Below are 23,483 nucleotides of genomic sequence, written 5' to 3' on the forward strand. Positions count from 1 at the left end.
TTTATATTAAATAAGCAATCCAGAACGACCTGCCCAATCCGCGTAGAACATCATAAGCGCAGAAAGAACAAACATAAGCTCAATCATCCAAAAACGCACAACAACCTTCGTTTCCGTCCAACCGAGCAATTCAAAATGATGATGAATAGGAGCCATTTTGAAAACGCGTTTATGCGTTGCTTTAAAGAAGCCAACCTGAATAACATCACTTGCAGCTTCCATTACGAATAGTCCGCCCAAAATTACTGCCAAAAACTCTGTGTGCGTAGCAATAGAAATAGCAGCAAACAAGCCACCCAACGCAAGAGAGCCAGTGTCTCCCATAAATACTTGAGCAGGATTGGAATTAAACCACAAGAAACCGAAGCATGCAACAGCTGCACAAACGGAAATAATAGTTAAATCAAGAGGATCAGAAACAGCGTAAGAGAAGCCAAAATGACCGCCGCCGCGCACATGGTAGCTTTCCCAAAAAGCAATCAAAGCGTAACCTGCAAAAGCAATCATAGAAGAGCCAGAAGCTAAGCCATCAAGACCATCGGTCAAATTTACAGCATTAGACCATGCAGCAACTAGGAAATTCACCCAAATAATAAACACAACAATTCCAACGCCCTTACCGAGTATTGAAAAATCAAAGAATGGTCGCTCAATAAAACTCATTCCAGGCTGAGCGCTAGCAATACCGGATTGCGTTGGAAGAAGCAACGCAAGAATAGCGTAAATACTTGCAAAAACAATCTGCCCAATGAATTTAGCATGCACAGAAAGACCAAGATTCTGCTTTTTTCTAACCTTAGCAAAATCGTCAATGAAGCCAAGCAAGCCCATAGAAAGCATGGCAAAAAGCACTAAAACGGCAGACCAGGAAGGTGCCCTTCCAACAGCCATGTAACGGTAAAGTGCAGAAGCAGCCCAGCCTGCAACAACGGCAAGATTAATAACAACACCGCCCATAGTTGGAGTTCCGCGCTTTACTAAATGAGATTGCGGACCATCCTGACGAATGTACTGCCCATAATGCAAGCGGTGCACCAAACGAATAAGCAGAGGCGTGCCTATAATCGTCACAACTAGCGACACAACAATTCCGATAATAAGCGCAATCACCGCTTAACCTCCGTTTTATATTCCGTTTGCACTACTTATTAATACTGGCCCAACGTTCAGCCAACACACTTAATCCTGACGCATGCGAACCTTTCAATAACACAACACTACTCGGATGGTCGGCCACAATCTTCCAAACAAGTTCATTAGCCTCATAAGAGCTATGCGCTAAATGCACTGCATCATTGGCTGAAAGCTTTTTATTTTCCCAAGAATTGCGAGCGCCGTCTACAATACACTGGGCTAAATTGTCTAAATCAGAATCCGTTTTTGAGCCAACAGCTATAACAGCATCAACATTTGACTTAGCAGCATATGAGCCAATATTTTCGTGCAATTCGCACTCATTTTTGCCGAGTTCAAGCATTGAACCTAAAACAGCAATTCTAAAAACATTAGACTTCTTTGCATTGTCTTTACTTTCGTAAGCGCATAAGCCGTCAAGTCCAGCTTTCATAGAATCGGGGTTAGCATTAAAGGAATCGTCAATAAGCGTAAACTCTTTGCCATCATAAGAAACGGTACTAAGCTGCATGCGATGCGGACTAATATGTGAAACTTTGCCAAGAACATCCGCAATATTTTCTAAAGGCATACCAAAATAGCGAGCAACATTTGCTGCAGCAAGAGCGTTCATAACATTATGCTCGCCTTGTATAGCAAGATGAACTTGCGTTTTATTCATGCATTCAGAAGAATCTTCAGAAGATTTTTCAGAAGATTTTTCGTATTCGCTAAGCGTAAAAGTTGGCTTCCCAAAAGAATCAAGTTCTACGCAACTCGCACAAAGTTGATACTCGCTTTTAGGAGCTGATTCAAGCAAACCATTTTTAAGATTTCTGCCAAAGTAACGAACATGATCTTTGTCTGCAAGATTACTCATTGCAAAAACCCTAAAATCGTCCGCGTTTAACACTGCAATACCATGCGGCACAAGCCCTTGCACAATCTCACTTTTTGCCTGAGCAATGCGCTCAACTGAACCAAACTCCCCCAAGTGAGCAACACCAACTTTAAGCACAACCGCAATATCTGGCGGAGCAATTTTTGTTAAATTCGCAATTTCGCCAACATGGTTAGCACCCATTTCTGCTACTAAGAATCTAGTAGATGGGCCAACTTTTAAAGAGGTTAAAGGCAAGCCGATTTCGTTATTAAAAGATCCAACAGGAGCAACAGTTTCACCCAAAGTGCTAAGCAATGATTTAAGCATATCTTTAGTTGTTGTTTTTCCAACAGAACCAGTAATCCCAACAATTGTAAACGGCTGCTGTAATTCGCGTCTACGCTGCAAATTATGTTTAGCAAGCAATCCTAAAGCTTCAACGGAATTTTTAACAACAATCTGAGTAATATAAACGTCTTTTACAAAATGCTCAACAATTGCTAATACGGCCCCAGATTTTTCAGCGTTTTCTACATAGTCGTGACCGTCAACATGTTCACCAGCGATTGCAACAAAAACGGATCCTTCACGAACTTCACGAGAATCAGTAAAAACGGATGTAGCAGTAATGTTTTCTTGCTTTGTATTAGAGGAATTATTTTGATTACTAACATGCACAGTGCCATTGACTGCAGAAGCAATTTCAAAAACACTCATAGGAATCATGCTATTTTGCGTCTTCGCTTCACTAATTGCCTCATGGTTTTGATCACAACTCATAAAATCCTCCTAAATGCTCCGCATGCTTAAAACACTCAAAGCCCAAATCCAAAGTCCAAAATCCAAGTCTAAAACATCCGCTCAAATTAGTTTGCACAACTAAAACGCATGCGCAAACTACCTATTTAACGCAATTCGTGAGAAACACGCAATGCGCTTTTAATAGTTCCACGACGCACTCCAGCAGCCAATACCATTGCGATTGCTAGTGAAAGATGACGCTTAATATTTTGTCCGCCAATTTCGTCTGCTAATTGCGCTAATTCGTCAGATTCAGTAGATCTTGTAACGCAATACGAGTGATCTCTGCTACTAAAACCGTAGCGTTGTCGCAAAGAATAAAAACTTATATTGTCAGTTGCAGTTGTAGTGGCATTGTTAGTTGACTTGGTATTTGACTTTGTAGTTGACTTAGAGTCGTCGTCTACTTGAGATTTCTCCGCGCCTAAAACGTCAATATTTACCGACTGCAACGCATTTTTCGACAAAGTCGCGCTATTAAGTGCAATAACTACTGCAGCAGCACCATCTTCTGCACAAACTGACAGAGTATGCTGAACATCAGCAATATTTAACGGATATTCCAGCGAAAGTTCACGCTGCAAAGAAGACGAACCGGCGTCACTAATCACGCCAACAGGATTACCAAGCATGTGTAGAAAGTCTGCCAGTCGCAAAACATTAGCATGAATTTCATCATCATCGTCACCTGCAACAGCAAAAGTTGCGATGCAAGAAGAAGGATCGAAATTAATATCGCAAGCAAGCTTTCCAAGAGCAACAGGATTAGCAGAAGATACAAGTAGCGGTATTCCTAAATCCACAGCTTCATTACGAAACTCCGGTGGAACTAGAGCAGCATACGCTCCAGCATCTCTAGCAGCCTCAAGTTGACGACGATCAACGTGGCCGAGCGGCACAAACAGGCAACCAGGATGCACTTGACGCACATCATGAGCAATAGAAGTAACAGTTACCTCAGATGCAAACGCTGGAACAACTTCAAAACCATAGTTTTTTGCAGCAAAACCTAAAGTAACTCTTACTCTTGAATATTCATCAACCACATTCATTGCACACCCTACTTAGTATTAAACAACATTGTAATGCGCTCATTACCAATTTACCGCAACAGGGTTCGTGCGTGCAGCAGGAGTTGGAACATCGTACTTTTGCATAAGGAATTCGCCGATTGTCTTGAACAATGGGCCTGCAGTCATACCACCGTAAACGCCTTGCGGATCTTTTAGCACAACGGTTACGATGAATCGAGGATTATCCGCCGGAATAGCACCAGACCAGTCGCTAATTGTGGAGCTAAGACGGCCATCAGGTCCCGCAACTTCTGCAGTACCACTCTTTGCAGCAACACGGTAACCATCAACACCTGCGAAACGGTGATAATGCTCACCTGAGTTTTCAAGAGCGTTCATCATTTGAGCTGCAACATTCTCATCAATAACTCGCGTTCCTTGAGCACGCCCAGCTTTAGTCACATGACCATTAGAATCAATAACAGACTTAATCAAAGTTTGACGCAACTTCACGCCTTTATTCGCAATAGTTGCCATAGCATTAGTAAGCTGCAAAGCGTTCACAGCATAACCCTGGCCGAAGAGAACAGTATCCTTCTTACGACCATCCCAAGATTGCATGCTAGGAAGCAAGCCGCGAGATTCACCCTGCAAATTCAATCCGGTATACTGACCAAGACCAAACTTATAAAGATATTCGTAGCGCTTATCTAACGGATACCTTTCGCCAGCCATAACCATACCAACGTTTGAAGATTCAGCAAGAATACCAGCCAAAGTCCAATGTTCAACACCATGATCAACAGCATCGTGATATGTTTGACCATTCTTATTAATGCTGTAAGGAACCGCAAACTGATCGCTAAGCTTGTGAGCGCCGGTTTGCAACATACCAGACATTGCAAAAGCCTTACCAATAGAACCTGGTTCAAACGTTTGGCTTACTGCGCGAGACAAGTTTACTTTGGATTGTGTACTACCAGCTTTAATATCGTCAGTATCTTCCAAAGCTAGAATTTCGCCAGTTCGAACATCCTGAACTACTGCAACACCCCATGCTGCACGATATTGTTTCTTTCCGTCAAGAAGAACCTTCTTAACATACCAATCAACATCGCTATCAATCGTAAGCTTAATATCGCTGCCGTTTACAGCAGGTTTAGATTCTGTTACAGTTCCTGGAATCTTCTCATTTCCAACATTATTACCTTGGTAACGCTGGTAGCCGTCTACACCGTTTAAGGTGGAGTCATGAGTTAGCTCAAGTCCAGAAACGCCAACTTCTCCCTTGCGATTCTTTAAGTCTTTACGATTAACTTCATCCGCATTTGAAACTGCACCAATTACAGAACCAAGAATTGGGCCGCTAGAATACACTCGCTCACTACTATTTTCTGCATAAATGCATCCGGAAAGATTAAGATTGTCAATAGCGCGCTTAACTGCAGGAGTTACGTTACGCTTCAACAAAACGTAGCGACCAACGCCAGCTAATTTTCCGCCAAGCTCTACAGAACTCATGTGAAGAATCGGAGCGAGCAAACGAGCAACCGCCACAGCGCCCGTGCCCTCTACCGGTTTACCATTTAGCATATGGCAATTATCTTCAGTCTGCTTAGTGCATGGAGTAGGCTTAAAAGCCTGAGCGTTAAGAGGGTCTCCAATAATATTGAATCGCTCAACGCTTTGTGCAAGAACAGCACCATTTGCATCCAAAATTTTGCCACGACGAGCAAGAATTGGGCGCACTCTGCTGCGTTCTGCTTGAGCTGCCTGTGCAGTAGAGCGTGCGTTAATTAGCTGAATATAGCTAAGCTTTGCAATGGCACAAATGCCTATGAAAGCGAAAACTATAGCAATAACAGCGCATTTACGAACAAAGTTTTGTTCTCTGGCGAAACGTTGTTTAAAAATGTGGCGCATCAATGTTTCTCCTGTTTTGTTTGTTGTGACTGTTGTTTTTGTTGCTGTTCTTTAGTTTTATTTTTAGGTTTATTTTTAGGTTTATCCTGCGGCTTGTTTTTAGCTTTATCTTGCGAATTATTATTTTTTGGAACTTCTTTTTTGTTCTTTTGATTATGCTTTCGTTTAGCCGCATAATCACTTAAATCAATCGCAATAGAACCTTGCTGCGGTATCATCCCCATGCGTTGCGCTTTCGAAGGAAGCTCAGCATCCAAAGTATCGAGCTTTGCTTGCTTAGCCTCAACATCTTGACGCAAGCGTGAAATACGAGATTGCGTAGCAGTCTGCTCAAAAGAAAGCTCAGCCATTTGCGTACGAAGCATAAGCGAAGTAGACAAAGTCACAACCATGAAAATCACAATAATCATGAAATTTATGATTGGAACTTTGCGCGTATTACTCCAGTTCATAACTTTCTGCAAGCGATTAAGAACCACGGAAGTTTGACGCTTAGCAGCACCAAATACTGCTGTGGAGGAATTTCGTGAATAATCTTTACGAGTTGACGAATCCTTAACACGACCTGCAGGAGCGGAAGTAGAAGAAGCCGAACGCAATACGCGATTTTTAGTATTCAATACCATTTTTATCGGCCTCCCTTACGAGGCTCTAAGCCATAAGCTTCATCTTTAAGCCTATTAAACCAACGATTAGGAATAGGACGGCACAATTCAACAGCGCGCAAACGAACTGAGGAAGAGCGTGTATTATGCTCAATCTCCTCTTTAGATGCTTTCATTGCGCCTCTTGTAAGAGACTTAAAGAAAGGCTGAGCATCTTCAGGAATAACAGGCATATTTGCTGGAACGTCAACAGTTAAGCCTTTATTCATAAAGCGCTTAACAGTTGTGTCTTCCAAAGAATGGTAAGACTCAACTACAAGACGGCCATGTTCACGAAGATGCAAAGCAATCTTTGGAAGCGTGCGCTGAAGCTTATCTAACTCACCATTTACTTCAATACGCAAAGCCTGGAAAACGCGCTTAGCTGGATTTCCGGTAGCGCGGTGAGCCTTAGGAATCACGTCGTCAACTAAACGAACAAGATGTAGGGAAGTTAAAAGAGGCTGGTCGTCGCGAGTTTCAACAATTCGACGCGCAATAAGAGACGCAAAACGCTCTTCGCCATACTCGCGGAAAATCTTAGTTAATTCGCGAGCATCATATGTTGCTAAAATCGTTGCCGCAGTAGTAGATTGCGTAGTATCCATACGCATATCAAGAGCGGTGTCGTGAGAGTAGGAGAAGCCGCGATCTGCTTCGTCAATTTGCAGGCTAGAAAGACCCAAATCCATAAAAGCTGCGTCAATTGAATCAATATTATGCGCGTTTAAGACTGAGTCAATTTCGTCAAAAGCTGCGTGAGCCGGAATAAAACGATTTTCCAAACCTTCGTTACGCATGCGTTCTGTAGCTAAAGACAGCGCCTCAGAATCTCGATCAATTCCAATAAGAGTTGCAAAAGGAGCTGCTTTAAGAAATGCTGTAGCATGGCCGGCAAGACCTAGTGTGCAATCCACTACAACCGCGTCTTTATGCTGCAAAGCAGGAGTTACTAAATCGACGCAATCTTGCAATAAAACCGGGGCGTGTATGGTTGTAATATCTTGCATTACATCACCGCCGGAAGTACATCGTCAGCAATATCGGAATAACCTTGCTCACGATCAGCAAGATAAGCTTCCCAAGCCGACTTATTCCAAATTTCAGCACGCGTACCAACACCAATAACAACGATTTCGTTACCTAAACTGGCGTAATCCCTAAGCATTGTCGGCACAACAATACGACCTTGCTTATCTGGCTCTTCGTCAACAGCGCCAGAAAGAAAGACGCGCAAATAATCACGAGCAGACTTATTGCTCATAGAAGTGCGCTGAATTTGCGTGGTCATGCGCTGAAACTCAGTCATTGGAAGCACGTAAACGCAACGCTCTTGGCCACGAGCCATAACAAAACCGCTTCCAAGTTGAGCGCGGAATTTTGCAGGAAGAGCCACGCGACCCTTATCGTCGATTTTCGGAGTGTAAGTTCCAAGCAAAATAGGAGCTAATGGCGAAACAGCAGGATTTTGCACATACTGAACAGGCTGCTGCATTGGCTGAACTGGCTGCTGAACATTAGAGAACGGTGCAATTGGCATAGCTGCAGCTTGAGTAGCTGAATTATAAGCACCGGATGGAGTGGAGGTGAATGTCGGCGCTTGAATTGCTTGCTGAACAGCTGGCATAGAAGTTGAAGACACTCCGTAAGAGCCCTGAGCTTGCTGCGAATACTGAGGTTGAACAGGCTGAACATATGACGTCGGAATCTGCGGGGGTTCAGCTTGCAGTGGCATCTGCGTTTGCTGAGACATATCAGATTCAGTGGAGAAACCAGCCTGATTTACGGAATGCACAGAGGCAGAATTGGCTTTATTCCGCGGTTGCTTATTAGCAGCACGACGTGCCATACTCCACCTCCTAAATCAACGCACACTATGCCATTTGCACGTTAGTCACCATTTTACCCCATTCCTCCCCAAAAATCCCCACTGTTTTGCAAAATTTTTGATTTTTTTCAAAAAATCACCACCAGAAATAAAAAAACGTTACTAACTGCAAAGCTACAGAATGTTTGAGTGGATTTCGATCATTCCTTTACAACACTGTAAAGAAAATGTCGGTTTTGCAGATTTGGGAAACATTTGCCGGAAAAATCCTCCGGCAAATGTTCCTGAAGCTTTGCAGTAACGCTTCTGCGAACGATGAGTATTTACTGCCTAGAGAACACTAGCGTCATTGCTGCTGCACAAGCCACGCCAGACGCACCTACCACACCAAAAAATAATAGTGGGTGAATTTACTAGTGCGAGATAGGAATTGCTTAGTCGAGCAATATAAAAGCGGAGCGATAGTAACAATCTTTTTGACGAATAACTATTTCCGCAAAAAAGTAAGTAAAAAACTAAACTTAACTATGCAACCGCTAAGTCCAAATAAGGTATAAGAGCGGAGCGCTGCGAGATAAGTAATTCCTATCTCACACAGCCACACAATAAACCGACAGTCAAACACCAGCCGAAACAGCTACAAGCGAGGCAAATACTTCTCCAGCTCAAAAGGCGTAACCTGTCGGCGATATTCTTCCCATTCCTGATGCTTATTGCGCAAGAAATACTCAAAAGCATGCTCGCCTAATACGCTTGCCACAAAGTCCGAGCGCTCCATAATCTTTAGAGCCTCATCCAAGGATTCCGGCAATGGCTGAATTCCCATTGCCTGACGCTCAGCATCAGTAAGCTCCCACACGTCATCACTTGTTGGATCGCACAAAGTCATTTGCTTTTCAATGCCATCCAAGCCTGCAGCCAAAAGCACAGAGTAAGCAAGATATGGGTTCGCCACAGGATCCAAAGCGCGGAATTCCATCCTGCAAGAATTGCCCTTACCAGGCTTGTACTGCGGCACGCGAAGAAGCGCGGAACGGTTGCTATGACCCCAGCACACGTAGCTAGGAGCTTCCGCCCCACCCCACAAGCGCTTATAAGAGTTCACATACTGATCTGTTACAGCGCAAATTTCCGAAGCGTGATGCAAAATACCTGCCGCAAACTGACGCGCAATAAGAGACATATTAAACTCTTGACCAGCCTCATAGAAAGCGTTCGTATCTCCCTCGAACAAGCTCAAATGAGTATGCATGCCAGATCCCGGCTGATCGGTTAGCGGCTTTGGCATAAAGCTTGCGTATATTCCGCGCTCAAGCGAAATCTCCTTGACTACAGTGCGGAAAGTCATAATATTATCCGCGGTAGTAAGCGCATCAGCGTAACGCAAGTCGATTTCGTTTTGACCAGGTCCACCTTCGTGGTGCGAATACTCTACAGAAATACCCATCTGCTCCAGCATGCTTACAGCATTGCGGCGGAAATCCATTGCCGAACTTCTAGGAACGTGATCAAAGTATCCGCCTTCGTCAATCGGCACAGGAGCTTTGGACCAATCATCTTGAGCTTCGAACAAATAAAACTCAATTTCCGGATGCACGTAGAAAGTAAAGCCCTTTTCCTTCGCTTTTGCGAGCGCAGTTTTAAGCACGTGACGAGGGTCTCCAAGCGAAGGCTCGCCGTCGGGAGTTAAAACATCGCAGAACATGCGAGCTGTTCCTTCCGGGCCTCCGTGCCATGGAAGAATTTGGAAGGTTGATGGATCAGGCTTCACAATCATGTCGTCTTCCAAAACACGCGTCATGCCTTCTATTGCAGAGCCGTCAAATCCAATGCCTTCTTCAAACGCTGCCTCTAATTCTGCAGGGGCAATAGCAACGGATTTAAGCGTGCCAAGCACATCCGTAAACCAGAGTCGAATAAAACGCACGTCTCGCTCTTCAACAGTACGTAGAGCAAACTCTTGTTGTCTATCCATAAATCAGCCCCTTGGGTAGCATTTTACCGCGCTAATGTTGAGCTTAAGCCAATTTGCGCAGTAATATTTATAAGCTCTATAAAATCGATAAGCTCGTTATGTATATTGTAGTGTATTCTTGCAAAATATTCTGCACAAATCTAAGCTATACGCAATGAATTTACGTAATCGTAATGAATTGCGAATTATATGCTCATATTTATTATCTAGTTTATTTTGCCGTATTTTTGGAATATTTTGTATGCTTCTAAGTCACTTAAGTCGTCACTGTTGAACATTTCTAATCCACGTTTTTCAAGACTATCGGCGTTTTCCATGCAAATAGCAAGATCTTCAACATCTCTTGACCAAACAGCTAGTGCCATTGGTGCAACGATTTCTTGAGGTTCTTTTACAGCCTGGTAGATTTTTGCAGTTATTTTATCCGCACGATTTGTAATAAGCATTACGTCCATACCGAAGAAGAATTCTACAAATTTTTTCACGTCTTCTTCTGGGCCGTTTCCTTCAAGATTTTTCAGTACTGCAACAGAACCCTGTTCTTCCGAAAAGCATCTGGCACTAACATTTGCCATTTTGCAGAAGGCTGCAAGTAATTTCGCCGGCTCAACGTATGCGATTATCATTGCAACTTTTGCTTTGTTGCCAAGCAAACCTTGTAAATCTTCTTCAAAATTTGCTTCTTCGATTCCGCGCATTGCTTCTTCGATAGAATTATTTTCTTGATTATTGCTATTGGAATCTTCTAATAAATCTTCGTTATTTGTGTTGCTTAGATTTTCTTTTTCTTGGAATTCTTTTTCAAAGCCTGCAAGCGCGTTATCTAATTCAGCATCTGTAAAAGAAGCGCGTACTGAATTGTCATCGTTACGCTCATCGTCATTTTTACGTTCATCACCATTGTTTGACATATTCGTTGTTTCCTCCCCTTTCAATGTAACTTCTTAAAGCATATCTAGTTTTATATTTTACCAAATTAATACTGCATATTTTTTACGCGCTCGGCAGGCAATTGGATCCAAATACGATTTTCATTTCCGCAAACAGCGAAGTGTCACGCTTAACGCGGAAACGGTCGCCAAAAGTAAGAACTTGCGCACGTCCAGAATCGTCAAGTAAAGCCAAACGCACTTGGCAGCACCCAGGGTGACGGCTCAAAATATTGCTCAATTCTTCCACATGACCTTTATCTAAAGCTTTGCGCGGAACCACAATAGTTATTGGTCTTTCGTCAACTGATTCCAACGTTGGCACTTCAAATTCGGTTGCGCGCATAGACACAGTTTCATCACGCACTTCAACTTGTCCGCGAATACGCACAACCTGGTCAATTGCAAGCTCCTGAGCTGAAGCTTCGTAAACTTTGCCAAAGAACATGCATTGTATTGAGCTTTCCATGTCTTCAACTGTGACTATTGCCCAAGCGTTACCTTTTCGAGATACTCGCCTATCTACGCTTGTAACAAGACCAGCGATAGTTACTTGTTGTCCGTCGCTCATAGTTCTTGCGCGGTCAATTAGTTGAGCGATTGACATTTCTCGTAAATCTGCCAAAACTGCGGATAATCCGCTTAGTGGATGATCAGAAACGTACAATCCTAACATTTCTCGCTCAAAATTAAGCTTCGTTTTTTTATCCCACTCTTCAACATCCGGCACAGTGATTTGCATATCCCCCAAACCAGTATCGTCAGATGAGTCAGAAGACGAGTCAATGTCTGCAAATAAATCAAACTGACCTTCTGCCTGCTTGCGTTTAAGCGCAATCACAGAGTCTATTGCAGGATTGCAAATTTGCAGCAACGCACGACGGTTTGGATCAATCGAATCAAAAGCACCAGCTTTAATAAGAGATTCCACTAGGCGACGATTAAGTGCGCTAATTGGCACTCGCTTTACAAAGTCCATAAAGTTTACGAATCTACTTCGTCCAGCTTCACGCTCAGAAATAATATCGTTTACAGCTTTGTCTCCAACGTTACGAATAGCTCCCAAGCCAAAGCGCACAACATCTCCAACTGCAGAATATTCAAGAACGGACTCGTTAACATCCGGTTGCAAAACTTGAATACCCATGCGGCGCGCTTCACCCAAATAAAGCGCTGTTTTATCTTTATTAGTACGCTCGTTTTGCAGCAAAGCAGCCATAAATTCAACAGGATAATGCGTTTTTAAGTATGCCGTCCAGTAAGAAATTAATCCGTAAGCTGCAGAATGAGCTTTGTTAAACGCGTATCCAGAGAACGGAACCAAAACATCCCACACAGCTTGTGCAGCTTCTTCAGAATATCCGTGCGCTTTCATACCCTCAAAGAACGGAACCTGCTCTTTTGCCAGCACTTCCGGCTTCTTCTTACCCATTGCTCGACGCAAAACGTCTGCCTTACCAAGACTGTATCCCGCCAAAATACGCGCAGCAGACTGCACCTGCTCCTGGTAAACAATAAGACCGTAAGTTTCGTCCAAAACTTCCTTAAGAGGCTTTTCAACTTCCGGATGGATTGGAATAATATCTTGCAAACCGTTCTTGCGCTTAGCGTAATTCGTATGCGAATCCATATCCATAGGACCAGGTCTGTAAAGTGCAATCAAAGCCGAAATATCGTTGAAATTATCCGGTTTTAGTGTGCGCAGAAGCGCTCGCATTCCGTCGGAATCAAGCTGGAAAACACCTAAAGTGTCTCCCCTAGAAAGCAGCTGGTATGTTGGCTTATCGTCTAAAGGAATTTTCGTATAATCGATCGGCTCTTTTCCATTATTTTTGATATTTCGCAAAGTATCGCGAATAACTGTCAAATTGGAAAGACCCAAAAAGTCCATTTTTACAAGACCGAGCGTTTCGCAAGTGTGATACTCAAATGTTGTTGTAATCGTTCCGTCAGTGCGCTCAAGAAGCGGCGAAGTGTTTGTGATTGGCTCCGAGCCCATGATTGTTGCACAAGCATGCACACCAGTTTGACGAATCAAACCTTCAATACCTTTTGCTTCTTCCGTAATACGATGCGTATCTGGATCCGTATCGTACATTTCGCGAAACTCGCGCGCTTCAGCGTAACGCTTGCTTTTTTCGTCGAAAATATCGTGCAAGCTCATATCTTTGCCGTTTTTAGCAGGCGGAAGAACTTTCGTAATTTTTTCGCCTACCGAAAACTCGTATCCCATAATACGTGCGGAATCTTTAAGAGCCTGCTTAGTTTTAATCGTTCCGTAAATAACGCACTGAGCAACTTTATCTCTACCGTATTTTTCGCCCACGTATTCAAGAACTTTCGCCCTACCATCCGGATCAAAATCAACGTCAATATCTGGCAAGGATACGCGCTCCGGATTTAAGAAGCGTTCAAAAATAAGGCCATGCTTCATAGGATCAAGCTCAGTAATGCCCATTGCGTACGCAACCATAGCGCCTGCAGCAGAACCACGACCAGGACCAACCATTACTCCATGCGCTTTAGCCCAGTTAATATAGTCTGCAACAACCAAAAAGTAGCCGCAGAACTGCATTTGGCAAATCACACCACACTCGTAGTCAGCCTGCTTTAACACTTCCATTGGAATGTTGTTGTTGTAACGACGCTCCAAACCTTCCTCAACTTTTTTAAGGAATAGCGAAGTCTCATCCCAACCTTCTGGGCAGTCAAATTGCGGCATAAAAGCGCCATCTTCACCGTCGTCGAACATAACATTGCATCGTCGAGCAATTTCAAGCGTGTTATCGCAAGCTTCTGGAAACTCTTTAAAAAGTTCGCGCATTTGTTCAGCGGACTTCAAATAGTATCCGGAACCGTCAAACTTAAAACGGTCAGGATCATCAAGCCTAGAGCCTGAATTAATGCAAAGCATAGCATCTTGAGCTTCGCGATCTTCCTCGTGAACGTAATGCAAATCGTTAGTAGCAAGAAGAGGAGCGTTAAGCTTTTTTGCAATCTCAAGCAAGTCTTTTGTTACGCGCGTTTCGATTGAAAGCCCGTGATTCATGAGTTCAATAAAGAAATTGTCGCGACCAAAAATATCTTGAAACTCTCCGGCTGCGCGCAAAGCCTCATTGAACTGGCCTAATCGAAGACGCGTTTGAATAATTCCAGAAGGGCATCCCGAAGACGCAATTACGCCTTTTGAGTAGGTTGAAAGCACATCTTTATCCATACGTGGGTAACGCATTACACGGCCTTCAAGATTTGCAACAGACGAAGCTTTAAGAAGATTTGTTAAGCCTTCATCGTTTTGCGCCCACAAAGTCATGTGTGTAATTAAGCCGCCGCCCGAAACATCGTCTGCACGCTGATCTTCCGTGCCCCAATGCACGCGGCTTTTATCTTGTCTTGCGGTTTCAGGAGTAACATACGCTTCAATACCAATAATCGGCTTAATTCCGACTTTTACAGCGGTGCTCCACATTTCGTACGCGCCGTGCATGTTTCCGTGATCTGTAATAGCCACAGCCGGCATGCCCAATTCTTTCGCACGATTTACCAAATCGGGAATTTTTGACGCACCATCAAGAAGCGAATAGTGCGTGTGATTGTGTAAATGTACGAAGTTGGTTTCCGGCTGAGTCATAAATGATATTCTATAAGCGAAAGCTGACCGAAAAATGCAAAAACGCTACTTTGATAATTCTCGCATGGCTTCTAAAGCGTGTTGCAAATCAGAAGGATAATTCGACTCTACTCTAATAACTTTGCCCGTTCTAGGATGCGTAAAAATAAGCTCCATAGAGTGAAGCCACTGCCTTGTTAAACCAAGCTTTTTAGCCAAAACTGGATTCGCCCCATACATTGAATCCCCTACCAAAGGATGACCAATAGACGTAAAATGCACGCGGATCTGATGAGTGCGCCCAGTTTCCAAGTTAACACTTGCTAAAGTTGCTTGACCGAAGCGTTCAAGAACATCCCAATGCGTAACAGCAGGTTTTCCATTTGGCGTGATTGTGAAACGAAAATCAGATACTTTTGCGCGACCAATAGGAGCTTCAATTGTTGCTTTATTTTGCGTTAAGTCGCCTTGAACAAGCGCATGATATGTTTTTTTAACAGTGTGATTAGCAAACTGCTTTTTCATTTCTTCATACGCTAAATCTGTTCTGCAAACAAGCATTAGGCCGCTTGTGCCAGCATCAAGACGACTTACAATACCACGGCGATTTTCATCTCCAGCAGTATGCGAAATACTAATTCCGCGTTTTTCTAAAGCCTCTCCCACTGTTGGACCACACCAGCCTTGAGCTTGGTGAGCAGCCATTCCAATAGGCTTATCTACAACCACAATATCTTCGTCTTTATAAGCGATTTTCATGCTTTGTTCGATTGCTTGATTTTGTAGCTGTAGCTCTATTTGATTATTTTGTTGATTATCTTGCAGATTTTCTATTTGATTATCTATTTGATTATCTATTTGATTATCTATTTGATTATCTATTTGAATATCTATTTGAATATTCTGCAGATTTTTTTGCTGGCTTTCGTCTTGAAGCGCATCATTTTTGCAACTATTTTCAGCAAAATCTTCGCCAACTAAATCATCGAATATTATTTCGTCACTACTAAGCAAAAGTGCGGATTTATTTGCTTTACGATTAGCAATACGCACAGAGCCTTTTGAAATAAAATCGCTTGCTTTTGAACGCGAAATATTGCGCAATTTTGAAACTGCAACGTCAAAACGGCAACCAACTAAATCTTCAGGAACCGGCATACTGCTTTGCATAATTAATTGTTGCTTTCGGAAGTATTTTCGGAAGTATTTTCAAAAGCATTTTCGTCAGTGTTTTCGTCATCACTTTCGCCAGGCTTAAACGGCGTTTCAAACAAAATCAAACCAACAAACCAAATGCCTGCAATAGCAAGAATAATATCCGCAACGTTACCAACTGACCAACCGTAGTTAATAAAGTCAACAACTTTGCCGTCCAAAAAATGCTCGGCATAAATTGCACGATCAATCAAATTGCCAAAAGCGCCAGAAAACGCTAAAGACAGCACAATCGTCCACTGCAAAGATTTTGTGCGACGAACTGCAGCAAGCATAGCTACACAAGCCAAAATCGCCACTATGCTAATAAAACTAGTCAAGCCAGAACCTAGACCAAACGAAGCACCGCCATTTCGCACAAGCGAAAGCATTAAGGAATTAGGAATACAAACAATCTGCTTTCCGTACTGTAAAGCGCTAAGAGCCCACAGTTTGCTAAGGCGATCCACAACAAGCCCAACAATAACAATAAGTGCAAAAACGGCTGCGCGAGTACGCAGCCGTTTCACACGCACATCTCTATGCGTCAATTTTTATCCGATCTGTAAATAAAAATAGCATCTGCTTAAAGCGCGAGAACATTTAAAAGTTACGCGCTTTAAGAAGAAAACTACTCTTGCTTATCCTCATTGGAAGCTTGCTTCTGACCAAGAGAAGCATACGCGTTTTCGTCAGAAACTTGAGCAACCAACTGGCCAAGGAAGTCAGTCAAGCGAGTGCGATACTCAGTCTCAAACTGCTTGAGGCTCTGAATATTGCCTTCAATAACCTGAGTCTGCTTCTCAAGATTCTCGCGCACCTGACGAGCATAAGCGTCAGCAGCTGTGCGTGTTGTAGAATCATAGTCTGCAGCGCGATGCTGTACTTCGGACTCGTACTGGTCAGCCTGATCGTGAGTCTGCTTAGCATAATCGTCAGCAGCCTGACGAACCTTACCAGAGTAAGCATCAGCCTCATTATGAGCACGAGCAGCATAAGAATCAGCATCGCTGCGAGTACGAGTAGAGTAATCATCTGCATCGGCACGAGTTTGCTTATTGTACTCATCTGCCTCAGAACGAGTGCGCTCAGAATACTCATCAGCTTTAGCAACTGTTTCGTTATAGCGAGCCTGGCTCTCTTCAACAATCTGCTGAGCCTTAGCCTTGCCCTTATCAACGTACTGATCGTGCAATTGCATTGCAAGAGTCAACATAGCAGTTGCGCGCTCTGGCTCAGAACCCTGGGCATCAGCACCAGCGCCAGCAATCTTCTGCAAGCTACCAGTTTCAGTATTTGGCTCCATCTTAGAAACTTGTTGACGAAGCTGCTCTTCACGCTGACGAGATTCTTCAAGCTGCTTAGAAAGCTCCTGAACCCTAGCGTTTTCCTGCTGGGTAACAACAAGCTGCTGACGAACAGCTTCGAGCTCACGACCCAAGTTTTCGCTATTTGCACGGAAGTCATCGCGCTGGCGAGTAACAGTTTCAAGCTCCTTCTGAACCTTATCTGCGTTATCTGCCTTAGCGGTTTGAGCAGTAAGCTGATCAACCTGAGCACCCAAGCCATCCAGCTGCTCCTTAAGCTGTTGGTTTTGAGCGGTAAGAGCACGGTTGCTTTCTTCAGCTTCACGCAACTTAGTTTCAGTCGCCTCAAGCTTTTCAGCAGATTCATTAGATTCACCCTGCTGCTTAGCAGCGTTGCGCAACATTTCATTTTCTTGAGTTAAGGACTCAACTTTAGAAGTCAACTCAGCAATCTTGGTATTCAAGCCCGCAACATCGCGGCCGAGGGATTGTGTGGAAGCACCAAGTCCCTGCACTGCCTGCTGACCAAGCGCTTCTATTGTTTCTGTAACTTGATCGAGAAATTCGTCAACCTCGTCAACGTCATATCCTCCCTTGAAACGTACAATCTGGAAGGTATGCTCTCGAATGTCCTTAGGCGTCAACAGAGTCATATGCTTTACACCTCGCTTTTGGGACGCATCTCATTGATATATATCTATTCGATGCTATCACGTACGCAGAAAATTAGGGCAAATAATGCGAAAATTTATGCGCAAAACGCCGATTTTATAAAAAATTACGTATTAAACAGCAAAAGATGATTGATATATTTCACAGCTCACAAACTATAGTTCAGTTTAGCGGGATATAATTGCAGAGATTACACAAAGATACAAAATACGAGGAAAGGTCAATAATGACTGTTCTTGTTACAGGCGGATGCGGTTACATTGGAGCACACGTAGTTCACGCCCTACATAAAATAAATCAGAATGTTGTCGTAGTAGACGATTTAAGCTACGGAAAGCCTACTAGAATCGAAGGCGCCCGACTTTATGGCATGGATATTGCCTCTCCAGACGCCGGAGCACGTCTTGCGCAAATTATGAAGGACGAGAATGTTGATTCCGTAATTCATTTTGCTGCCAGAAAGCAGGTTGGCGAGTCCGTCGAAAAGCCGCTTTGGTATTATCAGCAGAATATTAACGGTATGCTGAATGTTCTTGAGGGAATGAAAGATAGCGGAGTAAAGAAGCTCGTATTCTCGTCTTCCGCAGCAACTTACGGCGTTCCACCTGTTGATGTTGTGCCAGAAGACGTTGTTCCTATGATTCCAATCAACCCTTACGGACAAACTAAGCTTTTTGGCGAGTGGATGGCACGCGCTTGCGAGCACACATACGGCATTCGCTTCTGCGCACTGCGTTATTTCAATGTTGCAGGCTGCGGTCCGGTTGAATTAGAAGATCCTGCAATTTTGAACCTGATTCCTATGCTTTTTGAACGTTTGCAGCGCGGTAAAGCTCCTGCTATTTTTGGTGACGACTATCCTACTGCAGATGGCACTTGCATTCGTGACTACATTCACGTTTCAGATTTGGCAGACGCTCATCTTGAAGCGCTTAAGTATTTGGATTTGGATAATCGCAAGTACGATTCTTTTAATGTTGGAACTGGTAAAGGCACTTCCGTTCGAGAAATTGTTGAAGAAGTACGAAAAGTTACAGGCCTTCCATTTAAGGAAACTGTGCTGGATCGTCGAGCAGGAGACCCTCCTCAGCTTATTGGCAGCCCAAAGCGCATTAATGAGGAAATGGGCTGGTATGCTCGCTACGACGTTAAGGATATTGTGGAATCTGCTTGGGCAGCTTGGCAAGCAAATCCTGAACATCATATTGATGTTGAATCGTGGAAGCAGATTGATTAGTAAATTTACTAGATAAAACAAAACGCGCGACAAAACTGCCGCGCGTTTTTTGTTGTTTTACTTGTGGCTCCGAGCGGGATCGATCCGCTGACCTAGCGATTTTCAGTCGCTCGCTCTACCAACTGAGCTACAGAGCCATGATGAATAAAAAACCCGGCGAACCGGGCCTTTACTAATCGCGACCCCGGCCGGACTTGAACCGGTGACCTCCGCCGTGACAGGGCGGCGCTCTAACCAACTGAGCTACGGGGCCGTGGCTTATTCTCTCGAACAGCCGAGTCACTATCTTACAGAATCCTCACCAAAAAGCAAGTGCTCAGCTCTTTCGGCGTGTTGCACGCAAATAAAACGCTACTCAAGCTCAATCGCGCCAGTGCAAAGCTGATAATACTCCCCGCGCTTAGCTAACAACTCTTCGTGAGAACCGCGCTCAATAATTTGGCCGTGATTCAAAACCATAATCACATCCGCATTGCGAACCGTAGAAAGCCTGTGCGCAATTACAAACACAGTGCGCCCTTCCATAAGCGAATCCATGCCGTGCTGCACTAAAGCCTCAGTATGAGTATCGATTGAAGAAGTTGCCTCATCTAAAATAAGCACAGGCGGATTTGCAACAGCCGCACGAGCAATCGCAATAAGCTGCTTTTGACCTTGCGAAAGATCTTCTCCTCCGCCAGTAAGCTTCGTATTATAACCATCTTTAAGTTTAGAAATAAAAGCATCAGCATGAGCTAATTTTGCGGCATTAACACAATCTTCATCGCTAGCCTCTAGGTTTCCGTAGCGAATATTATCCATTATTGTGCCTGTAAATAAGTTCACGTCCTGAAGAACTGTGCCAATAGCGTAACGCAAATCCGTTTTTAGAATATCTCGCACGTCAATTCCGTCGTACAAAATCTGACCATCGTCAATATCGTAAAAACGCGTAAGCAAATTAGCAATAGTAGTTTTGCCAGCACCCGTAGCGCCAACTAAAGCAACTTTTTGCCCCGGCTTTGCAAACCAAGTAATATCGTGCAAAACAGGCTTTTTGGAATCGTAGCCAAACACAACGTCTGTAAAGCGCACGTCTCCTCGAAGCAAAGTGTATCTGCCATCTTCAGAAGTTAGAGCGTCTCGTTTTGCGTGGCAAACCACCTCTTGAGCCATTTGACTTAATTCCTGAGCGCGCTTAGTTGCTTTAGTTCCGTTATCTTTAGCATCACGCTTCCAAGCCCAATAAATATTCGCGCCTTCTTCTTTTTCGTCAACTTCTTGCAAAACTTTAAATGTTGATTCGCTAGAAAGCTGCTTAGAAGATTGGCAAATCTTTACTTTTACAAGGCGAACAGTGCCAGCATCCGGCTCAGGATCTTCGTCAAGAAACTCAAAAATGCGTGACGCTCCAGCCAAAGCCATCATAAGCGAATTAATTTGCATTGTAATTTCGCCAATAGGGTTAATAAACGCGCGCGAAAGAGTAAGAAGCGATATTAGTGTTCCAAGAGTCAGAGGGCCAGAAGAGGCAAGACCAAAAGTTGGAATTCCTGCAGAAACTGCCCATGCACCTAGCAAAGCAATAAGCACATAAAGAAGGTAGCTTGCGTTACTAATTACCGGCATTACATTATTTGCGTAAGAATTAGCATTTGCCGAAAGTTTTTGCACTTTTTCAGCGTAAATATCTAATTTTTTTGTTGTAGCGGCTTCGTGATTAAAAATTTTAATGACTTTTTTGCCGGTTGCTGATTCTTCAACGAACTTATTCAACTCACCCAAAGCGTTTTGGAATTGTTCAAAAAGTTTGCCTGAGCGCTTAAGCATAAATCTGACTAAATACAGCAGCAAAGCCGTAAACACTGCCACGAAAGCGGCAACAGGAAGCGAAAGCCACATAATAGACACAAAGGCTGCTGTAATAGAAATAAGCGCAGAAAAAGAGTCTGGAAAAGCCCACGAAATCGCTTCACGAAGAACTTCAGTATCGTTAGTGTAGCGGCTCATAACATCGCCGTAGCCTTGAGAATCAAGGTATTTAAGCGAAAGCTTTTGCTGATGCTTAAACATTGTGTTACGCAAATCGCGCATAACACTTTCAGCAATTTGTGCGACGAGTCTACTCCACAGCCAGCAGCTGAACACACCAACTGCATACACGCTTGCCATAAGAATTATCATGCGCAAAAGCGGCATCCAATCCGGATTATGCTTGCCAATAAGCGGAAGAATATACACGTCCACAAGCGATTGCAGGAACATTGCGCAAGCCGCTTGAACAATAGAACTTACAATAATCGCGACTAAAATTACGAAAATTTTTGCGCGATAAACCATTACGCAAGAAGCAAGACGTTTTAGAGCTGGCCAATTTATTGCGCGAGTGTTTTTATTTTTAGTCATTATTCAACACCTTCTTCCGCAATATTTTCTTCACTTTGCACGCGACTTTTTGCTTGAGATACAGCCATATTTTTATAAAGTTCGCAAGACTTAATCAATTCCTCATGAGAACCTTTGGCAAGTATGCGCCCGTTTTGCAAAACAACAATAATATCTGCGTGTTCGATTGAAGATATGCGCTGAGCCACAATAATCTGCGTGGAATCCGGCATAAACTTCTTTAAACCTTCACGGATTTTACGATCCGTTTTCATATCGACAGCGCTCATTGAGTCGTCGAGAATTAAAATTTTAGGCTTTCTTAAAAGCGCTCGAGCAATGCACAAACGCTGACGCTGACCGCCTGAAATATTCTTGCCGCCCTGCTCAATATAAGTGTTATAAGAATCTGGCAAATCGTCAATAAACTCGTCGGCGCAAGCAATTTTGCAAGCCTCTCGCAAATCTTCGTCGCTGGCATCCTTACTTCCCCAACGAAGATTTTCTGCAATAGTGCCACTAAACAGAATATTTTTTTGCAAAACAACGCCAACTTCTTCGCGCAAACTTTGCGGATTGTAATCTAAAATATTTGCGCTGCCAACAAAAATCGCGCCTTTAGTTGCGTCATAAAGCCTTGCAATAAGCTGCACAAGACTTGATTTTCCAGAACCGGTTGCGCCCACAATTCCAACAGTTGAGCCGGAAGGAATACTCAAGTTTATGTCATGTAAAATTTCCTGTTCTGCAGGAGTATTTACATCTGTATTATTTGAATTATCTGTACTGTCCGATTTATCTGAATTATTTGAATTATTTGAATTATTTGATTTCGTATACTTCAACGAAACATGCTCAAAACGCACAGAAGCGTCGGAAAGCTTGGTAAGTGGCTTAGAAGAAACAGTCTCAGTGTTTTTAGATTGCAGAACCGCTGCAATTCGATGCATAGAAGCGCGTGCTGTTACAGTCATAACAAAAACTGCAACCAAATTCGCGAGCGCAAATAAAATTTGCAGCGCATACACCACTAATGCCGCAAGATTTCCTGTAGTTAAGCCAAAAGCAGGATTATTTCCAGAAGCCACAATTTCGCGCGAAGCCATCCACGCAACAAGCAACATTCCTGTATAAAAACACAGATTAAACAGCGGAATACTGTAATTAAGCACATACTCTGCCTTAAGAAAATGCTCGTAAAGTTTAAGAGAAATCCGCATAAAACGGCTATTTTCATAATCTTCGCGCACATAAGACTTCACAACACGAATATTGTGTAAATTCTCGCCAACCTGATTGTTCAGCTCGTCAACAATGCGGTAAATTCGCATAAATTTAGGCGCAACAATTGCAGCACCAACCGCCCCAATCAAACCAACAATTGGTACAAAGCTAAGAAAAACCCAAGAAATAGCAGGACTAATTGAAAAAGTAAACCACCAGGCGGCCACAATAATCACAACACTACGAACGCCTGAACGAATAATCAGCTGGTAAGCAAACTGCACATTCGACACGTCACTAGTCATGCGGGTTACAATCGTGCCGGTAGAAAACTTATCTAAATCAGAAAAACTTAAAAGTTGCAGTTGCGAAAAAATATTGTGCCGCAAATTCTTACCAAAACCGGCGCTAGAATGCGCGCAACAAACGCCTGAAATAGCGCCTGCAATCACAGAAAATGCAGCAAAAATAAGCAACTGAAAACCGTAATACCATGCTGCGGAATTGGAGCGCGTTACAATGCCAAAATCAATAAGACTTGACATTACAGACGGAATCATAATTTGCATTGCCGCTTCAAAAATGATTGTTACGGAAGTAAGAATTCCAAGCAGACGATACTTTTTTAAAGAATGAAGAACGGTGCGTAAGGCGTGAGGAGCACGATTAGCGCGGTTTTTTGATTTCTTCGACGATTTTCGCGTTACTTCCTCCGCCATTGCGCCCCTTCCCTAAGTGATTCTTAAGTTCAATAGTATCACCTTTG

16 protein-coding genes and 2 tRNA genes are annotated in these 23,483 nt (G+C 43.3%); 1 reads left to right on the plus strand and 17 read right to left on the minus strand.

Features of this window, described 5'->3' with window-relative positions; translation table 11 throughout:
- Positions 1–6: 6 nt before the first annotated feature.
- From mraY to CGSMWGV1500E_RS03715, 13 genes are all read right to left on the minus strand, one after another.
- The gene (mraY, locus tag CGSMWGV1500E_RS03775; protein WP_004127598.1) at positions 7–1,110 is read right to left on the minus strand and encodes a phospho-N-acetylmuramoyl-pentapeptide-transferase; all 1,104 of its coding nucleotides are present in this window, start codon (positions 1,108–1,110) and stop codon (positions 7–9) included.
- A gap of 31 nt (positions 1,111–1,141) precedes the next feature.
- On the minus strand, positions 1,142–2,776 hold the full coding sequence (locus tag CGSMWGV1500E_RS03770; protein WP_004127601.1) for a UDP-N-acetylmuramoyl-tripeptide--D-alanyl-D-alanine ligase: 1,635 nt from the start codon (positions 2,774–2,776) through the stop codon (positions 1,142–1,144).
- A 125-nt stretch (positions 2,777–2,901) separates the two neighbouring features.
- Positions 2,902–3,849, minus strand: coding sequence for a hypothetical protein (locus tag CGSMWGV1500E_RS03765; RefSeq protein WP_004127604.1), 948 nt, complete (start codon positions 3,847–3,849; stop codon positions 2,902–2,904).
- A 42-nt stretch (positions 3,850–3,891) separates the two neighbouring features.
- The gene (locus CGSMWGV1500E_RS03760; RefSeq protein WP_004127608.1) at positions 3,892–5,733 is read right to left on the minus strand and encodes a peptidoglycan D,D-transpeptidase FtsI family protein; all 1,842 of its coding nucleotides are present in this window, start codon (positions 5,731–5,733) and stop codon (positions 3,892–3,894) included.
- The gene (locus CGSMWGV1500E_RS03755; protein ID WP_004127609.1) at positions 5,733–6,359 is read right to left on the minus strand and encodes a hypothetical protein; all 627 of its coding nucleotides are present in this window, start codon (positions 6,357–6,359) and stop codon (positions 5,733–5,735) included. Before CGSMWGV1500E_RS03755 ends, CGSMWGV1500E_RS03760 begins: the two co-directional genes overlap by 1 nt.
- A 2-nt stretch (positions 6,360–6,361) precedes the next feature.
- Entirely contained in the window at positions 6,362–7,387 is a 1,026-nt protein-coding gene (rsmH, locus tag CGSMWGV1500E_RS03750; protein WP_004127619.1) for a 16S rRNA (cytosine(1402)-N(4))-methyltransferase RsmH, read from the minus strand.
- Positions 7,387–8,226 carry a division/cell wall cluster transcriptional repressor MraZ gene (gene mraZ, locus CGSMWGV1500E_RS03745; protein WP_004127622.1) on the minus strand — a complete coding sequence of 280 codons (840 nt, stop codon included), beginning with the start codon at positions 8,224–8,226 and terminating at the stop codon, positions 7,387–7,389. The genes rsmH and mraZ overlap by 1 nt, the downstream gene beginning before the upstream one ends.
- A 616-nt stretch (positions 8,227–8,842) precedes the next feature.
- On the minus strand, positions 8,843–10,180 hold the full coding sequence (gene glnA, locus CGSMWGV1500E_RS03740; protein WP_004127624.1) for a type I glutamate--ammonia ligase: 1,338 nt from the start codon (positions 10,178–10,180) through the stop codon (positions 8,843–8,845).
- Positions 10,181–10,386: 206 nt separating this feature from the next.
- Positions 10,387–11,091, minus strand: coding sequence for a hypothetical protein (locus tag CGSMWGV1500E_RS03735; RefSeq protein ID WP_004127626.1), 705 nt, complete (start codon positions 11,089–11,091; stop codon positions 10,387–10,389).
- 82 nt (positions 11,092–11,173) lie between these two features.
- Positions 11,174–14,740: a DNA polymerase III subunit alpha gene (gene dnaE, locus CGSMWGV1500E_RS03730; RefSeq protein ID WP_004127629.1), complete on the minus strand. Its 3,567-nt coding sequence runs from the start codon at positions 14,738–14,740 to the stop codon at positions 11,174–11,176.
- Positions 14,741–14,785: 45 nt separating this feature from the next.
- A complete protein-coding gene (locus CGSMWGV1500E_RS06485) occupies positions 14,786–15,889 on the minus strand; it encodes an RluA family pseudouridine synthase (RefSeq protein WP_004127632.1) in 1,104 nt (367 codons plus the stop codon).
- Positions 15,890–15,891: 2 nt separating this feature from the next.
- Positions 15,892–16,449 (minus strand): signal peptidase II, encoded by a 558-nt coding sequence (locus tag CGSMWGV1500E_RS03720; RefSeq protein WP_080572224.1) that lies wholly within the window; start codon positions 16,447–16,449, stop codon positions 15,892–15,894.
- A gap of 95 nt (positions 16,450–16,544) precedes the next feature.
- Positions 16,545–17,873, minus strand: a complete 1,329-nt coding sequence (locus CGSMWGV1500E_RS03715) for a DivIVA domain-containing protein (protein ID WP_004127636.1) — start codon at positions 17,871–17,873, stop codon at positions 16,545–16,547.
- Between the two features lie 245 nt (positions 17,874–18,118).
- Between CGSMWGV1500E_RS03715 and galE the strand changes: the two genes are divergently transcribed.
- Positions 18,119–19,129, plus strand: a complete 1,011-nt coding sequence (gene galE / locus CGSMWGV1500E_RS03710; protein WP_004127639.1) for a UDP-glucose 4-epimerase GalE — start codon at positions 18,119–18,121, stop codon at positions 19,127–19,129.
- Between the two features lie 64 nt (positions 19,130–19,193).
- Here galE and CGSMWGV1500E_RS03705 read toward each other — a convergent pair.
- The 4 genes from CGSMWGV1500E_RS03705 to CGSMWGV1500E_RS03690 all read right to left on the minus strand — a co-directional run bounded on the left by CGSMWGV1500E_RS03705 (position 19,194) and on the right by CGSMWGV1500E_RS03690 (position 23,436).
- Positions 19,194–19,266: transfer RNA gene (locus CGSMWGV1500E_RS03705), tRNA-Phe, on the minus strand.
- Between the two features lie 42 nt (positions 19,267–19,308).
- Positions 19,309–19,382, minus strand: a tRNA-Asp gene (locus CGSMWGV1500E_RS03700).
- A 98-nt stretch (positions 19,383–19,480) separates the two neighbouring features.
- Positions 19,481–21,514, minus strand: coding sequence for an ABC transporter ATP-binding protein (locus CGSMWGV1500E_RS03695; RefSeq protein ID WP_004127640.1), 2,034 nt, complete (start codon positions 21,512–21,514; stop codon positions 19,481–19,483).
- A complete protein-coding gene (locus tag CGSMWGV1500E_RS03690) occupies positions 21,514–23,436 on the minus strand; it encodes an ABC transporter ATP-binding protein (RefSeq protein ID WP_004127643.1) in 1,923 nt (640 codons plus the stop codon). Before CGSMWGV1500E_RS03690 ends, CGSMWGV1500E_RS03695 begins: the two co-directional genes overlap by 1 nt.
- Between the last annotated feature and the right edge of the window lie 47 nt (positions 23,437–23,483).

It is taken from the genome of Gardnerella vaginalis 1500E (genome assembly GCF_000263595.1).
Classification (GTDB): Bacteria; Actinomycetota; Actinomycetes; order Actinomycetales; family Bifidobacteriaceae; genus Bifidobacterium; species Bifidobacterium vaginale_E.